At 68.4% G+C, this 13,824-nt stretch carries 11 protein-coding genes; 5 read left to right on the forward strand and 6 right to left on the reverse strand.

Annotation, left to right across the window (positions count from 1 at the left end):
• Positions 1 to 11 precede the first annotated feature (11 nt).
• The gene (locus NCO8_RS20360) at positions 12 to 1,391 is read left to right on the forward strand and encodes a DUF1731 domain-containing protein (protein ID WP_084457334.1); all 1,380 of its coding nucleotides are present in this window, start codon (positions 12 to 14) and stop codon (positions 1,389 to 1,391) included.
• Here the strand turns inward: NCO8_RS20360 and pcrA are convergent.
• Positions 1,388 to 3,985 carry a DNA helicase PcrA gene (gene pcrA, locus NCO8_RS20365; protein WP_245655438.1) on the reverse strand — a complete coding sequence of 866 codons (2,598 nt, stop codon included), beginning with the start codon at positions 3,983 to 3,985 and terminating at the stop codon, positions 1,388 to 1,390. The genes NCO8_RS20360 and pcrA overlap by 4 nt on opposite strands.
• Before the next feature lie 335 nt (positions 3,986 to 4,320).
• Here pcrA and NCO8_RS20370 point away from each other — a divergent pair, with 335 nt between their 5' ends.
• Positions 4,321 to 4,614 (forward strand): chorismate mutase, encoded by a 294-nt coding sequence (locus tag NCO8_RS20370; RefSeq protein WP_133733847.1) that lies wholly within the window; start codon positions 4,321 to 4,323, stop codon positions 4,612 to 4,614.
• Positions 4,615 to 4,710: 96 nt separating this feature from the next.
• On the opposite strand, the gene NCO8_RS20375 is transcribed toward NCO8_RS20370, so the two are convergent.
• On the reverse strand, positions 4,711 to 6,168 hold the full coding sequence (locus NCO8_RS20375) for an NAD-dependent succinate-semialdehyde dehydrogenase (RefSeq protein WP_067641788.1): 1,458 nt from the start codon (positions 6,166 to 6,168) through the stop codon (positions 4,711 to 4,713).
• Between the two features lie 294 nt (positions 6,169 to 6,462).
• Between NCO8_RS20375 and pgi the strand changes: the two genes are divergently transcribed.
• Positions 6,463 to 8,103 carry a glucose-6-phosphate isomerase gene (gene pgi, locus NCO8_RS20380; protein ID WP_067641789.1) on the forward strand — a complete coding sequence of 547 codons (1,641 nt, stop codon included), beginning with the start codon at positions 6,463 to 6,465 and terminating at the stop codon, positions 8,101 to 8,103.
• On the opposite strand, the gene NCO8_RS20385 is transcribed toward pgi, so the two are convergent.
• The 4 genes from NCO8_RS20385 to NCO8_RS20400 form a co-directional block, all read right to left on the reverse strand.
• On the reverse strand, positions 8,072 to 8,620 hold the full coding sequence (locus NCO8_RS20385; protein WP_067641790.1) for a potassium channel family protein: 549 nt from the start codon (positions 8,618 to 8,620) through the stop codon (positions 8,072 to 8,074). The two genes, pgi and NCO8_RS20385, sit on opposite strands and share 32 nt — an antisense overlap.
• Positions 8,621 to 8,713: 93 nt before the next feature.
• Positions 8,714 to 9,373, reverse strand: coding sequence for a nucleoside/nucleotide kinase family protein (locus NCO8_RS20390; RefSeq protein ID WP_084457335.1), 660 nt, complete (start codon positions 9,371 to 9,373; stop codon positions 8,714 to 8,716).
• Between the two features lie 51 nt (positions 9,374 to 9,424).
• On the reverse strand, positions 9,425 to 11,053 hold the full coding sequence (locus NCO8_RS20395; protein ID WP_067641792.1) for an acyl-CoA dehydrogenase family protein: 1,629 nt from the start codon (positions 11,051 to 11,053) through the stop codon (positions 9,425 to 9,427).
• A 17-nt stretch (positions 11,054 to 11,070) separates the two neighbouring features.
• A complete protein-coding gene (locus tag NCO8_RS20400) occupies positions 11,071 to 11,676 on the reverse strand; it encodes a TetR/AcrR family transcriptional regulator (RefSeq protein ID WP_067641793.1) in 606 nt (201 codons plus the stop codon).
• Positions 11,677 to 11,740: 64 nt separating this feature from the next.
• On the opposite strand from NCO8_RS20400, the gene NCO8_RS20405 reads away from it, so the two are divergent.
• Entirely contained in the window at positions 11,741 to 12,529 is a 789-nt protein-coding gene (locus NCO8_RS20405) for a crotonase/enoyl-CoA hydratase family protein (RefSeq protein ID WP_067641794.1), read from the forward strand.
• Positions 12,529 to 13,809 (forward strand): hypothetical protein, encoded by a 1,281-nt coding sequence (locus NCO8_RS20410; RefSeq protein ID WP_245655439.1) that lies wholly within the window; start codon positions 12,529 to 12,531, stop codon positions 13,807 to 13,809. Before NCO8_RS20405 ends, NCO8_RS20410 begins: the two co-directional genes overlap by 1 nt.
• Positions 13,810 to 13,824: the final 15 nt, after the last annotated feature.

The following is a 13,824-nucleotide window of genomic DNA, read 5'->3' on the forward strand; positions in this document are numbered from 1 at the left end:
AGCGTTTTCGTATGGCTGGTACGACGAAGTACACGCAGTTCATTGCCCTGCCACCGGAATCGGTGTGGGCGGTGCTGGGGGATCTCACGCAATGGCCCGAATGGAATCCGGGTGTGCGTGCGGTGCGGATGCACGGGCCTGTCGCCGTCGGGGCGACCGGTGACTATGTGCCCAACGGGAAACTCGCCTCGCGCGTGCACGAGCGGTTCGGCGCCCCGTTCACCGTGACAACTCTTGTGCCCGAACGTGAGCTGACCGTCGAGCAGCCCGAACCCGCCGGGACCATGGTGCTCACCTGGCGGCTCGAACCGCGCGCGGGCGGAACAGAGATCACTCAGGAACTGCGCTTCAGCGGTGTGTCCGCAGCGGCGATGCGGGCGGCGGCCGGACCGTTCATCGAAACCGGTGCCCGCGTGAACTTCTCGCGCCTGGCCCGGCTCGCCGGCCTCGTCCCGGCCGACGACGCCTTGAACGTGGTGATCGCTGGTGGCACCGGAGCGCTCGGCGTGCAGATCGCCGCCGACCTCACCTGCCGTGGTCAGCGCGTCACCCTGCTCACCCGGCGCCGCAACCCCGGAATCCCGTTCCGGCAGACCGAATGGGACGGCCGCTCGGTCGGCGCCTGGGCCGCGGAACTCCGCGAACCCGGCCGGATCGCGGTCGTCAACCTGGCGGGCAAACTCGTCGACTGCAGGCCGACCGAACGCAATATCGCCGAACTGCGCAGCAGCCGCGTCGATTCCACCACGGCACTGGTCGCCGCCGCCCGCACCCGTGACACCCCGGTCGACTACTGGGTGCAGGCCAGCACCACCGCCATCTGGTCGGACGCGGGCGAAACGCGCTGCACGGAAACAACACCCGTGCCCGAAGGACTGCCGCAGATGACCGGCGTCGCCGAGCCGTGGGAGCAGGCATTCGACCCGGCCCAGGCCGTGCACTGGACCGTCCTGCGCACATCCATCGTGCTCGACCCGGACGCCCCGGCGCTCAAACGCCTGAGCCAGCTCACCAAAGCGGGGCTCGGCGGACGGGTCGGCCCCGGCGACCAATGGTTCAGCTGGATCCACATCGAGGACTGGCTGCGCATCGTGCGGGCCTGCCTCGGACTCGATCCCGAGGTGAGCATCCCCGACGGCATCCTGGTCGCCGCCACCGAGAACCCGGTCCGCAACGCCGAACTCATGGCGACGCTGCGCCGAACCCTGCATCGCCCGACGGCCCCGCCCACGCCGAAAGCGATCCTGTCGGTGGGCGCGGTCGTGCTGCGCTCGGATCCGGCACTCGGTCTCACCGGCCGTCACGCCACCTCGGAGGTGCTGCCGAAGACCGGCTTCACCTTCCGCTACCCCACCCTGGACAAAGCCCTAACCGACCTGCTGCCGACTTAGAGCTTGACGATGGTCCGGCTGAATTGGGGAATCAGCCGGATCTTTCCGGCGGTGCCGAAGTCGATGGTGACGGTCGCCAATGGGCCGACACCGTCGGCGGCGACCACTCGGCCCAGGCCGTACTTGTCGTCGGTGACCCGGTCGCCCACGGCGAGAACGAGGTCGGTGTTGTTGCGCTTCACCGCACCGCCGGGGGCCGGCCTGCGGGTGCCGGTGCCGCCGCGCACGCCCGGCCGCTGGTCCCAGCCGTCGCCACGCGTCCAGTCCCGGTCGAACCCGCTGTCCTCGCCGCGCCTGCGGCCACGTTGTACCGGCGACACCACCGGTTCGAGCCTGCGCCAATCCAGCAGGTGCTGCGGAATCTCCTGCAGGAACCGCGATTCCGGGTTCGACACCGGCTGTCCCCAGCCCGACCGGACCACGGCTCGCGACAGGTACAGGCGCTGACGGGCGCGGGTGATGCCCACGTACGCCAGCCTGCGTTCCTCGGCCAGCTCGTTCGGATCGCCGAGCGCCCGCATGTGCGGGAACTGCCCGTCCTCCCAGCCGGTCACGAAAACGACCGGGAACTCCAGGCCCTTGGCGGTGTGCAGGGTCATCATGGTGACCACTCCGGAGCCCTCGTCGGGGATCTGATCGGTATCGGCGACCAGCGACACCCGTTCGAGGAACGCCGCGAGCGAACCGGGTTCGGGTTCACCGTCGCCCACCTCGGGCAGCAGACCCTCCTCGCGCGCGGCCTCGGCGTTGTTGAACGCCTCGGAACTGAATTCGCGGGCGACGCTGACCAATTCGTTGAGGTTGTCCAGCCGCGCGCCGTCCTGCGGGTCGTCGGAGGCGTCGAGTTCGGCGCGGTAGCCGGTGCGGTCGAGCACCGCGTCGACCACATTGCCCACATCGGGGTACGCGCTGTCGGCGCGCTGTCCGGCCGCCCGGATCTCGTCGAGCAGGTCGAGGAAACCGGCGATGGCCCGCTGCGCACGGGTATTGAGCAGCGCCACCTTGCCGTCGGCCGCGTCGCGCAGGGCCGCCGCGAAACCGATGTCGCGCTGCTCGGCGTGCACCGCGACACAGGCCTCGGCACGGTCGCCGATGCCACGGCGCGGGGTGTTGAGAATGCGGCGCAGGCTCACGGCGTCGTCGGGATTCTCCAGCACGCGCAGGTAGGCCACCACATCGCGCACTTCCTTGCGCTCGTAGAAGCGGACACCGCCGACCACCTTGTACGGCAGCCCCATGCGGATGAAGATCTCTTCCAGCGCACGCGAATTGTTGTTGGTGCGGTAGAACACCGCCACATCGCCGTAGGTGGCCTCGCCCGCGTCGACCAACCGGTCGATTTCCTTCGCGACGAACGACGCCTCGTCGTGTTCGTTGTCGGCGACGTAGCCGGTGATGAGCTCGCCCTCACCGGAATCGGTCCACAGCTTCTTCTCCCGCCTGCCCTCGTTGCGGGCGATCACGGCGTTGGCCGCCGACAGGATGTGCTGGGTGGAGCGGTAGTTCTGTTCCAGCAGAATGGTTTCGGCATCGGGGAAATCGCGTTCGAATTCCTCGATATTGCGGATGGTCGCGCCGCGGAAGGCGTAGATGGACTGGTCGGCGTCGCCGACGACGCACAGCTCGCTGGGCGGCACCTGCTCGTCGCCGGAATCGCCGTGGTGGCCGACGAGTTCACGCACCAGCACGTACTGGGCGTGGTTGGTGTCCTGGTACTCGTCGACGAGGACGTGCCGGAACCGGCGCCGGTAGTACTCGGCCACCTGCGGGTGGTTCTGCAGCAGCGCGACCGTCTCACCGATCAGATCGTCGAAATCGAGGGCATTGGCCGCGCGCAGCCGCTTCTGGTATTCGCCGTACACGCGGGCGACCAGCGCGGGCAGTTCGGTATCGTCGGCCTCGGCGTCGCGGGCGGCCTGTTCGGGCCCGATCAATTCGTTCTTCAAATTGGAGATGGCCGTCGACAGCAACCGCGCCGAATATTTTTTGGTGTCGATGTCGAAATCGCGGCTGATCATCGTGAGCAATCGGCGCGAATCGTCGGCATCGTAGATGGAGAAATTCGAATTCAGACCCGGCAGCAAAGCCGCCTGCATGCGAAGAATACGCACACAGCTGGAATGGAAAGTCGACACCCACATGCTCGCGGCGCGCGGACCGACGAGCCCGGCCACCCGCTCCCGCATCTCGGCAGCAGCCTTGTTGGTGAACGTGATCGCCAGGATCTGTCCGGTCTGCACTCCGCGTGCGGCGAGCAGGTAGGCGATGCGGCGGGTGAGCACGGCCGTTTTGCCCGAGCCCGCTCCCGCCACGATCAGCAGCGGCGAACCGGCGTGCACCACGGCGGCGCGCTGCTGCGGGTTGAGCCCGTCGAGCAGCCGCTCGGTTTCCTCGGCGCGACGCTGTTCGCGCTCCTTGCGGCGCTGTTCCTGTTCGGCGCTGTGCCGGGCCGCCGCCTCGGCCAGACCGCTGCGAGCCGCACCACCGCCACCGCCGTCACCCTGCGGTGCGGCGGTGCTGTCTGATGCCGCGACCGGGGTGTTCGGCGCGGTGGACGACGTTTCGTCTGCGGAGGGAGCGACCGTGATATCCATCGTCTGTCCACGCTACCGGCGGGCACCGACAAGCGGCCAACCGCCGTCGGCGCGGCCACCGGCGGGCAAACCGCGAGTGAACCGGATGACGACCGGTCTCGTACCCACCCGTGTGAATGTTCTCAGCGGATTCACAAACACAACTGTTTTGCATACCTACCGACCCGTGGCAGACTGGGCCGGGTGGTCAGCGCTGCTTCGCCTGTCCGGATCGGCAATCGATCCGATATCGTGGCGGCAGGCGCCCAGCCGGAAAGTTTTTCAGGGTGAAGGAACAGATCGGTAACACGACGTCCGTATCGACCGATCCCAGTTCTGACACGAGGAGATGAATGATGAGCACCCCTGCTACAACCGCCGGGTCAGAGGCGGCACTGCCGCAATCTGAGGCGGAGATCGAGAAGCTTCGCCTCGAAATCGACGAACTCGACGCCACCATCCTCGCCGCGATCAAACGCCGGAGCGAAATTTCGCGGATCATCGGGCGCACCCGGATGGCCTCTGGGGGTCCCCGGCTGGTGCACAGCCGTGAGATGAAAGTGCTCGAACGCTTCAGTGAGCTCGGCCAGGAGGGCCACACCCTCGCCATGCTCCTGCTCCGCCTCGGTCGCGGACGTCTCGGCCGCTAGGCGCCGAACTCGAACCACGCGGCGGTCGTCCAGATCGCCGCTCACGAAAAGCCGCCCCGGGTGCGACAACATCCCCGGGGCGGTTATTTTTTTCGCTCAGGTGAGGGCGATGTACTTCGTGTCCAGGTATTCCTCGATGCCCTCGGTCCCGCCCTCGCGGCCGAAGCCCGACTCCTTGACGCCGCCGAAGGGCGCGGCCGGGTCGGAGATGACACCCCGGTTCACGCCGACCATCCCGGTCTCCATCGCCTCCGACACCCGAAGCGCACGATCCAGGTCGCGGGTGTAGACGTAGCTGACCAGACCGTATTGCGTGTCGTTGGCGGCGGCGACGCCCTCGTCCTCGGTGTCGAAGGCGACGATCGGCGCGACCGGACCGAATACCTCCTCGCGCAGGATGCGGGCGGCGGGCGGCACGTCGGCGAGCACGGTGGCCGGGTAGAACCAGCCCGGCCCGTCGGGGGTTTCCCCGCCGAGCAGCAGTTTCGCGCCGGTGCTCACCGCGTCGTCGACGAGTTCGGCGACGGTCTCGCGCTGCTCGGCGCTCACCAGCGGGCCGAGCGTCGTCGAGGCGTCCGTTCCCGGTCCGAGCACCACCGATTCGGTCATCGCCGCCACCAGCTTCTCGGTGAATTCCGCGACGACACCGCGCTGCACGTGGAATCGATTGGCGGCCGTGCACGCCTCCCCGCCGTTGCGCAGTTTCGCCTGCATGGCACCGGCCACCGCGCTGTCGATGTCGGCGTCGTCGAACACCACGAAGGGCGCGTTGCCGCCCAGTTCCATCGAGGTGCGCAGCAGCCGGTTCGCCGACGACGAGACCAGCTTCTTGCCCACCTCGGTCGACCCGGTGAAGGTGAGCTTGCGCAGGCGCGGATCGTCGATCAGCGGGCCTGTGACGGCACCGGAACGGCTGGTTGTGACGACCGACAGCACACCGTCGGGCAGTCCGGCCTCGCTGCACAGGCGGGCCAGCGCGAGCATGGTCAGCGGCGTCGCCGAGGCGGGCTTGACGATCATCGTGCAGCCGGCCGCCAGCGCCGGACCGATTTTGCGGGTGCCCATGGCCAGCGGGAAATTCCACGGCGTGATCGCCAGGCACGGCCCGACCGGTTGCTTGGCGACCATGATCCGCCCCGTGCCCGACGGCGCGTGCAGATACCGCCCGTGCACCCGCACCGCTTCCTCGCTGAACCACCGGAAGAACTCGGCGCCGTAACGCACCTCGTTGCGGCTCTCCCCGAGCGCCTTGCCCATCTCGAGCGTCATCAGCAACGCGAACTCCTCGGCCCGCGCCGTGAGCTCGGTGAACACCGCCCGCAGGATCTCACCGCGTTCGCGCGACGGCGTTTCCGCCCACTCCCGCCCGGCCGCCACCGCCGCGTCGAGCGCCCGCATCGCGTCCTCGGGCGTCGCGTCGGCGACCTCGGTGATCACCGACCCGTCGGCCGGATTGTGCACAGGAAATGTGGCCCCGCCGGTAGCGTCCACCGGCCCCGACCCGATCCACAAACCCTTTGGTACGAACTCGATCACGTCCCGTTCAGAAACCATGCCCCCACCCTATGCCGACCCCCCGTCCGAGAAGCCGCCAAACGCCACACGAATAACCACCCCGAAGCAGCCCTCGGCCGCCAACTCGAATGCCGCCATAACCGCATCCCCAGCCCCGTACATCCCGACCTCGAGGAGGGATCGCCGACGAAGTCGGCGGTTCGCGGCCGTCCCGACGATCAGGTGCCGTTGCGTACGCGACGAAGGAGCAAGCAACGGCGCCTGATCGTCGGGACCGGCGGGGCCGCGAACTCGAGCGCGCCAGCGCTCCAACAACACAGTACTCTCGGGCGGGTGAGCAGCGACATCACCGCGTCGGCGGCCTGGCAGGCACTGCAAACCAATCACCGCACTGTCGCACCTCTGCATCTGCGGCAGTTGTTCGCCGAGGATCCGGCGCGCGGCCGGGAGTTGACCGTGCAGGTCGCCGATCTACACATCGACTACAGCAAACATCGTGTGACCCGCGAAACCTTGCGTCTGCTGGTGGATCTCGCGCGCGCGGCCGGGGTGCCGCAGCGACGCGACGAGATGTATTCCGGCAAGCACATCAACACCTCCGAGGACCGCGCGGTGGGGCACATCGCGTTGCGTCTGCCGGTGGGCGAGCAGCTCGACATCGACGGCACCGACGCCGATGCCGCCGTGCACGACGTGCTGCGCCGGATGGGTGAGTTCGCCGATTCGGTGCGCTCGGGTGCGTGGCGCGGGGCCACCGGTGAGCGCATCACCACGGTGGTCAATATCGGTATCGGTGGCTCGGATCTGGGGCCGGACATGGTGTATCGCGCGTTGCGCCACTATGCCGATCCGGAGATCGAGGCCCGGTTCGTGTCGAATGTCGACCCGGCCGATCTGGTGTCCAAGCTGGCGGGTCTCGATCCGGCGCGCACGTTGTTCATCGTCGCGTCGAAGACGTTCTCCACCTTGGAGACCCTCACCAACGCGACGGCGGCGCGGCGCTGGCTGGTCGCGGCGCTCGGTGAGGACGCGGTGGCCAAGCATTTCGTCGCGGTATCGACGAACGCGGAGCGGGTGGCGGCTTTCGGTATCGACACCGCGCACATGTTCGGTTTCTGGGATTGGGTCGGCGGACGCTACTCCGTGGATTCGGCGATCGGCCTCTCGGTGATGGTGACCATCGGCAAGGAACGGTTCGGCGAGTTCCTCAGCGGAATGCACGCCGTGGACCGGCATTTCGCGTCGGAGCCGTTGGAGTCGAACGGTCCGGTGCTGCTGGCGATGCTCGGCGTCTGGTATTCGAACTTCTTCGGTGCGGAATCGCGTGTGGTGCTGCCGTATTCGAACGATATGGCGCGGTTCCCCGCGTATCTGCAGCAGCTGACGATGGAGTCCAACGGCAAGTCGGTGCGCGCCGACGGTACTCCGGTCACGTCGTCGACGGGTGAGATCTTCTGGGGTGAACCGGGTACCAACGGCCAGCACGCCTTCTATCAGCTGCTGCACCAGGGCACCCGGCTGATTCCGGCCGATTTCGTCGGCTTCGCCCGGTCGACCGACGACCTGCCGACCCGCGACGGCACCGGCAGCATGCAGGACATCCTGATGAGCAACCTGTTGGCGCAGACCAAGGTGCTCGCGTTCGGCAAGACCGCCGAGGAGATCGCGGCCGAGGGCACCGATCCGAAGCTGGTGCCGCACAAGGTGATGCCCGGCAATCGGCCGAGTACCACGATCATGGCGCCGGAGCTCACGCCGTCGACGATGGGTCAGCTGATCGCGCTGTACGAGCACCAGGTGTTCGTCGAGGGCATCATCTGGGGCATCGATAGTTTCGATCAGTGGGGTGTGGAGCTGGGCAAGCAGCAGGCGCTGGCCCTGATGCCGTTGCTCAGCGGGTCGGAAAACCCTGAGTCGGTGGGTGACTCGTCGACCGACGCGCTCATCGAGTGGTATCGCGCGCGGCGGCGCTGACCTCGTTCGCGGCGCGGATCCGGCTGGTGACGCTGGTGGTGACGATGGCGAGCAGGGTGCCGAGCACCACCAGGTCGAACACGATCTGCACCATGGTCACGATGCGGGCGGCCTGGCCGGTGGCGTGGATGTCGCCGTAACCGATGGTCCCGAGGGTGACCAGCGTGTAGTACAGCGCGTCGGTCCGGGTCTCCAGCCCGGTGAACTGGTTCGGGTGTAGCTGCTGCATGCGGTAGTAGACGAGCGCGAACACCACGCACACGATGCACAGCACGAGCAGCACCCCGTCGACCCGCTCCCCCAACGCGGTCGACTCCTCGAGGAGGTGCTCGATCCGCTGCCAGACGAGCCAGCCGAGTCCGGCGACGCTCGCGACGAAGGCGACGACCCCAACGACCTGCCCCGGCCACGCGTCGAGTTCGAACACCCACCCCACCGGAACGCTGTAGTACAGCAGCAGCGCGCAGACCGCTGCCGCGCCGTTGCGGACCGCGTGCACGGGGACTCGTCGCTTCATCAGTCCATGATTGCGCCGAATCCGCCGCTTTCCGCGCGACACACGCCCGGCGTGCCGCGGCTGGTAACGGATGCCGCGCGGTGAAGGGGGCGGTCAGTCCAGGGCGTAGCCGCGGCCCGTCGCGATCAGGACGCGATCCGCGCGGCTTCGGGTGGCGGCGATGAGGTCGGCATTGCGCAGGTCGCTGTCCATCACTTTCACCCGCGCCTCATCCGGGGTGCGGCCGCCCGCGGTGTGCCGGTCGAGCAGGCGTTCGGTGAGCACCTGCCGTGGCGCGTCGAGATACCAGCATTCGTCGAGCAGTCCGCGTACCGGCGCCCAACCCGGCGCGTCGGTGAGCAGCAGGTAGTTCCCCTCGACGACGACCACGCGTTCGTCGCGCACCACCACACCGCCCTCGGTCGGCTCGTCGACGGCCCGGTCGAACAGCGGCCACGGCACCGGTTCGCCCACGGGTGTTTCCCGGAGCAGACGAAGATCGGCGACGAACGCGTCCGCGTCGAAGGTGTCGGACTCGCCTTTGCGGGCCAGCGCGCCCCTGGCTCGCAGCACGTCGTTGCGCAGGTGATAACCGTCCATCGGCGCGACGACCGCACTGCGCCCGAGACGATTCAGCTCGTGGCAAAGACGCTGCGCGAGAGTCGATTTGCCAGCGCCCGGCGGGCCCGCGATACCGAGGAGAAACCGGTCCCCGCGCGTCGGCACCAGCCCGGCGAGGTCCCCTGCCGTCAACACATCGTCCGCTCGAGCCACGCGATCACGGTACCGCCGGCCCGGCCATGCGAAGGACCGGCCGGAGCTGACTCAGTGCGTATCGACGAACCCTCGTTCGAGAATCGCACCGGTATCGACACCCACCGGCAAGGTGCCATAAGCGATCCCCCAGTCGCCGCTCAGCCGGGTCGCGCAGAACGCATCGGCGACGGCCGGATGACCGTGGCGCACCAACTGCGCACCCTGCAACACCAGCGCCATCAACTCGACCACCCGGCGCGCCCGGTACTCGATATCGGACAGGTCGGTGAGTTCCTTGCCGACCCGGTCGATGGCGTCGTCGAGCCGCGGGTCCGCGCCACGAGCCAGGCCGACCTCGGCGAAGTAGGCCTCGACTGTCTCCGGCTGACGCCCCATGGCGCGCAGGGCATCCAGCGCCGCCACATTGCCCGACCCCTCCCAGATCGACATGAGCGGCGCCTCCCGGTACAGGCGGGGCATCCCCGATTCCTCGGCATACCCGTTGCCGCCGAGGCATTCCAGCGCTTCGGCGGCGTGCGCGGGCGCCCGCTTGCACACCCAGTACTTGGTGATGGCCAGCGCGATCCGGCGCAGCGCCGCCTCGCCCGGGTCGCTGCCCGCGCGGTCGGTTGCCCCGGCCAGACGCATCATCACGGTGGTCGCCGCGTCGGATTCGACGATCAGGTCGGCCAGCACATTGCGCATGGCGGGCTGGTCGATCAGCTTCGCGCCGAACGCTTCTCGGTGCCTGGCGTGATGCACGGCGGTGACCGCACCGAACCGCATGCCGGTGGCCGAGCCGATCACGCAGTCGAGGCGGGTCATATTGACCATCTCGATGATCGTCTTCACCCCGGCACCCTCGGCGCCGACGAGCCACCCGGTGGCGTTCTCGTATTCGATCTCCGAGGAGGCGTTCGACTTGTTGCCGAGCTTGTCCTTGAGCCGCTGGATCCGGATCGGGTTGCGGGTGCCGTCGGGCAGCACGCGCGGCAGCAGGAAGCACGACAGCCCGCCCGGCGCCTGCGCGAGGGTGAGGAACATGTCCGACATGGGCGCCGAGGTGAACCACTTGTGCCCGACGATGCGGTGCGACCCGTCCGGTTGCGGTGTGGCGGTGGTGGTGTTGGCGCGCACGTCCGAGCCGCCCTGCTTCTCGGTCATCGACATGCCCGCGATCAGCCCGGCTTTCGTCGAGGGCTCACGCAATCCGAAATCGTAAGTGCGCGAGCCGAGCAGCGGCTCGAAGCGGGCGGCGAGTTCGGGGTTGTGACGGAGCGCGGGCACCACCGCGTAGGTCATCGAGATGGGACACATGTGCCCGGCGTCGGCCACACCCCAGGTGTAGAACTTGGCCGCGCGGGCGGTGTGCGCACCGGGGCGCTCGTCGAGCCAAGGCGAGCCGTGCAGCCCGTGCGTGACCGCCACATTCATCAGGTCGTGCCAGTGCGGATGGAACTCGACCTCGTCGACGCGGTGTCCCCACCGGTCATGGGTGTGCAGCACCGGCGGGTAATCGTTGGCCAGCCTGCCCCACTCCTGTGCGGCGAAACCGCCTGCGAGAGCGCCGAGTTCACGTACCTCGGCCTCGGCCCAGCTCGCACCTTCCCGGTGCAGACCCTCGATGAGCGCGGGATTGCGCGAGGCGTCGAAGGGGACGAGCGGTGGTACCTGATTGAACACGTCATGGGTGATCACGGCGGAACTCCTTAGGGCTACAACGATTCCGGGCGCGCACCGAGCGCGCGAACGGCGAAGGCGACCAGCTCGGGAACGACGGACTCGGCGGGCGGGGCCGTGGCGAGGGGGCCGACGAGCACCTCACCGATGGCGCCGACGAGCGCGGCGGCGGACAGGTGCGAATCCTGCGGTGGCAGTGCGCCTTCGGCGACGCCGTGGGTGATGGCGGCTTCGAACGAGGCGGTGAAGGCGCGGCGGAATTCCAGGCGTTGCACGTCGACGGCGGCGTCGACGGGTTCGGCCAGCAATACGTAGGCGAGTCTCGGATTCTTGAGCGCACGCCCAGCGAAGGTCTCCACGGCCGCGCTGACCCGCTGCATCACGTCGCCCTCGGCGACCGCCGCGCGCACCGCGGCGACCTCGCGGGCGACGACCTTCTCGAACACGGCCGACACCAGCGCGGCCTTGTTCTCGAACTGCTTGTACACCGTGCCGGTGGCGATACCCGCCTCGGCGGCCACCGCGGCCATCGACAAGCCGGCGAACCCGTCGCGCGAGAGCACGGCCGTCGCACCCTGCACGATCAGCGCACGTTGCGCGTCGAGCCGGGCCTGCACGGCCGGCGTCCTCCGGTACACCATACGAAGAAGTGAACCACTGATTCACCTCTTCACACAAGGGTGGGTTTCGTCGTATGGTCGAGCTATGAGCTCAGGTCCCGCGTCCGATTCGGTGCGTGTCGAGAAGGCGGGGCCGGTCACCACGGTGATCCTGAACCGTCCCCACGCCCGCAACGCCGTCGACGGGCCGACGGCCCGCGCCCTGGCGGAGGCTTTCCGCGCGTTCGACGGCGACCCGACCGCCTCGGTGGCGGTGCTGTGGGGCGAGCACGGCACGTTCTGCGCGGGCGCCGATCTGAAATCGCTCGGCACCGACCGCAGCAACCAGGCGACGCCCGACGGTGACGGACCGATGGGACCCACCAGGATGCGGCTGTCCAAACCGGTGATCGCCGCGGTGTCCGGGCACGCGGTAGCCGGTGGGCTCGAGCTGGCGCTGTGGTGCGACCTGCGGGTGGCCGAGCAGGACGCCGTGTTCGGCGTGTTCTGCCGCCGCTGGGGTGTGCCGCTCATCGACGGCGGCACGGTGCGTCTGCCGCGCATCGTCGGCGAGGGGCGGGCGCTGGACATGATTCTCACCGGTCGGCCGGTGAGCGCGCCCGAAGCGTTGCAGATGGGGCTGGTCACCCGTGTGGTTCCCACCGGGGATGCGCGCCGGGTGGCCGAGGAACTGGCCGGGCAACTCGCGGCGCTCCCACAAACCTGCCTGCGTTCCGACCGCGAATCCGTGTACGACCAGGTCGGTCATTCCGAGGACGAGGCGCTGCGCATCGAATTCGCGCACGGTGTCAAGGCTCTCGCCGACGGTGCGCTGGAGGGTGCGGCCCGCTTCGCCGCGGGCGCGGGCAGGCACGGCGCCGCGTCCACGTCGTAATGGACCGCCTGACCGTCGTCGACGAGATCTTCCTGCGTACCCATCGGGGAATGGGCACGCCGATCGCCCTGCAGGGACTGTGGCGAACGCCGGACACGATGGATCCGGCTCTGCTGCGACAGATCCACCACGAGCTGAGTCATGGCCCGCTGGGCCGCAGAGTCGTCCGCGCCCACGTCCCCGGCGCCCGCCGCGCCTGGCAGCCCACCGTCCGCACTCACCCGCTCGACTACCTCGCGGCCGATGCCCACCGTGCGCCCCTGTGTGCGGTGGAAATCCTGCCGTGGGCCGATACGCTCGGCGCCGACCTCGATCCCGAGTACTTCCCCGGTTGGCGGTTGTCGGCGGCGCCTCTGGCAGACGGCGGAACCGTTGTCGCCCTGACCTGTTCGCACGCCCTTGCCGACGCTCAAGGGCTGATCCACGCTGTCGCGCTGGCCTTGCGACCGCTCAACGGCGAACCTACGGAACATGCGTCGACCGCGGTCACCTCTACCGCACGACACCAGCGCCGCGAACGGTCCGCGGACGAGGCCCGTTCGGACTGGGCCGATGCTCGGACGCAGTGGGCAACGGTGCTCGGCGGGACCGCGCGAGCACTGCGCAACGGTGTTCCCCGACCGCCCGAGACCATCGTCTACTCGGCAGCTCCAGGGCGCACCGTACGCAGCTCCCTGCTGGCTTTCGATGCGGCACAATGGGATTCCGTCGCGGCGGAAGCGGGTGGCACGCCGAACAGTCTGTTCATCTACCTGGTCGCGAACATACTGTGGGAGAACGGCTTCGGTGACGACACCATCACCGCGAGCCTGCCGGTGGACACCCGCGACGAACCACGCGTGGACAACGATCTCGCCGTGACCGAGATCCGGATCGACCGCGTCGACACCCCGGAGACGATCCGCGTCAAAGCCCGCGACGCCTATCTACGCCGCATGTCGGCGCCCGCCGGGCTGCCCGAAGAAATCCTGCAGGTACTCCCTGATCGATTGGCGTACAAGCTCAGCAAAGGTGCTGGTGAGCGCGACATCCTGTGCTCCAATATCGGCACAATGCCCGACGCCCTGCGCACCGTCGGCCCGCATGAGTGCACCCGCGTGGCCGCCCGTGCGATCCATCCGGGCATCACGGATTTTCCACGTACTCGCCTCTCCGGTTACCTCTCCCGTCTGGCCGACACCTACACGCTGGCGCTTGTCAGCTTGGACGAACACGAATCACTCACCGCGGCAGCGGATCGCGTGCTGTCGAAGGTCGGGTTGACCGCCGAGCCCTGGTGAGATCGCAGTGAGTCC

The organism is Nocardia coubleae NBRC 108252 (genome assembly GCF_001612805.1).
Lineage (GTDB): Bacteria > Actinomycetota > Actinomycetes > Mycobacteriales > Mycobacteriaceae > Nocardia > Nocardia coubleae.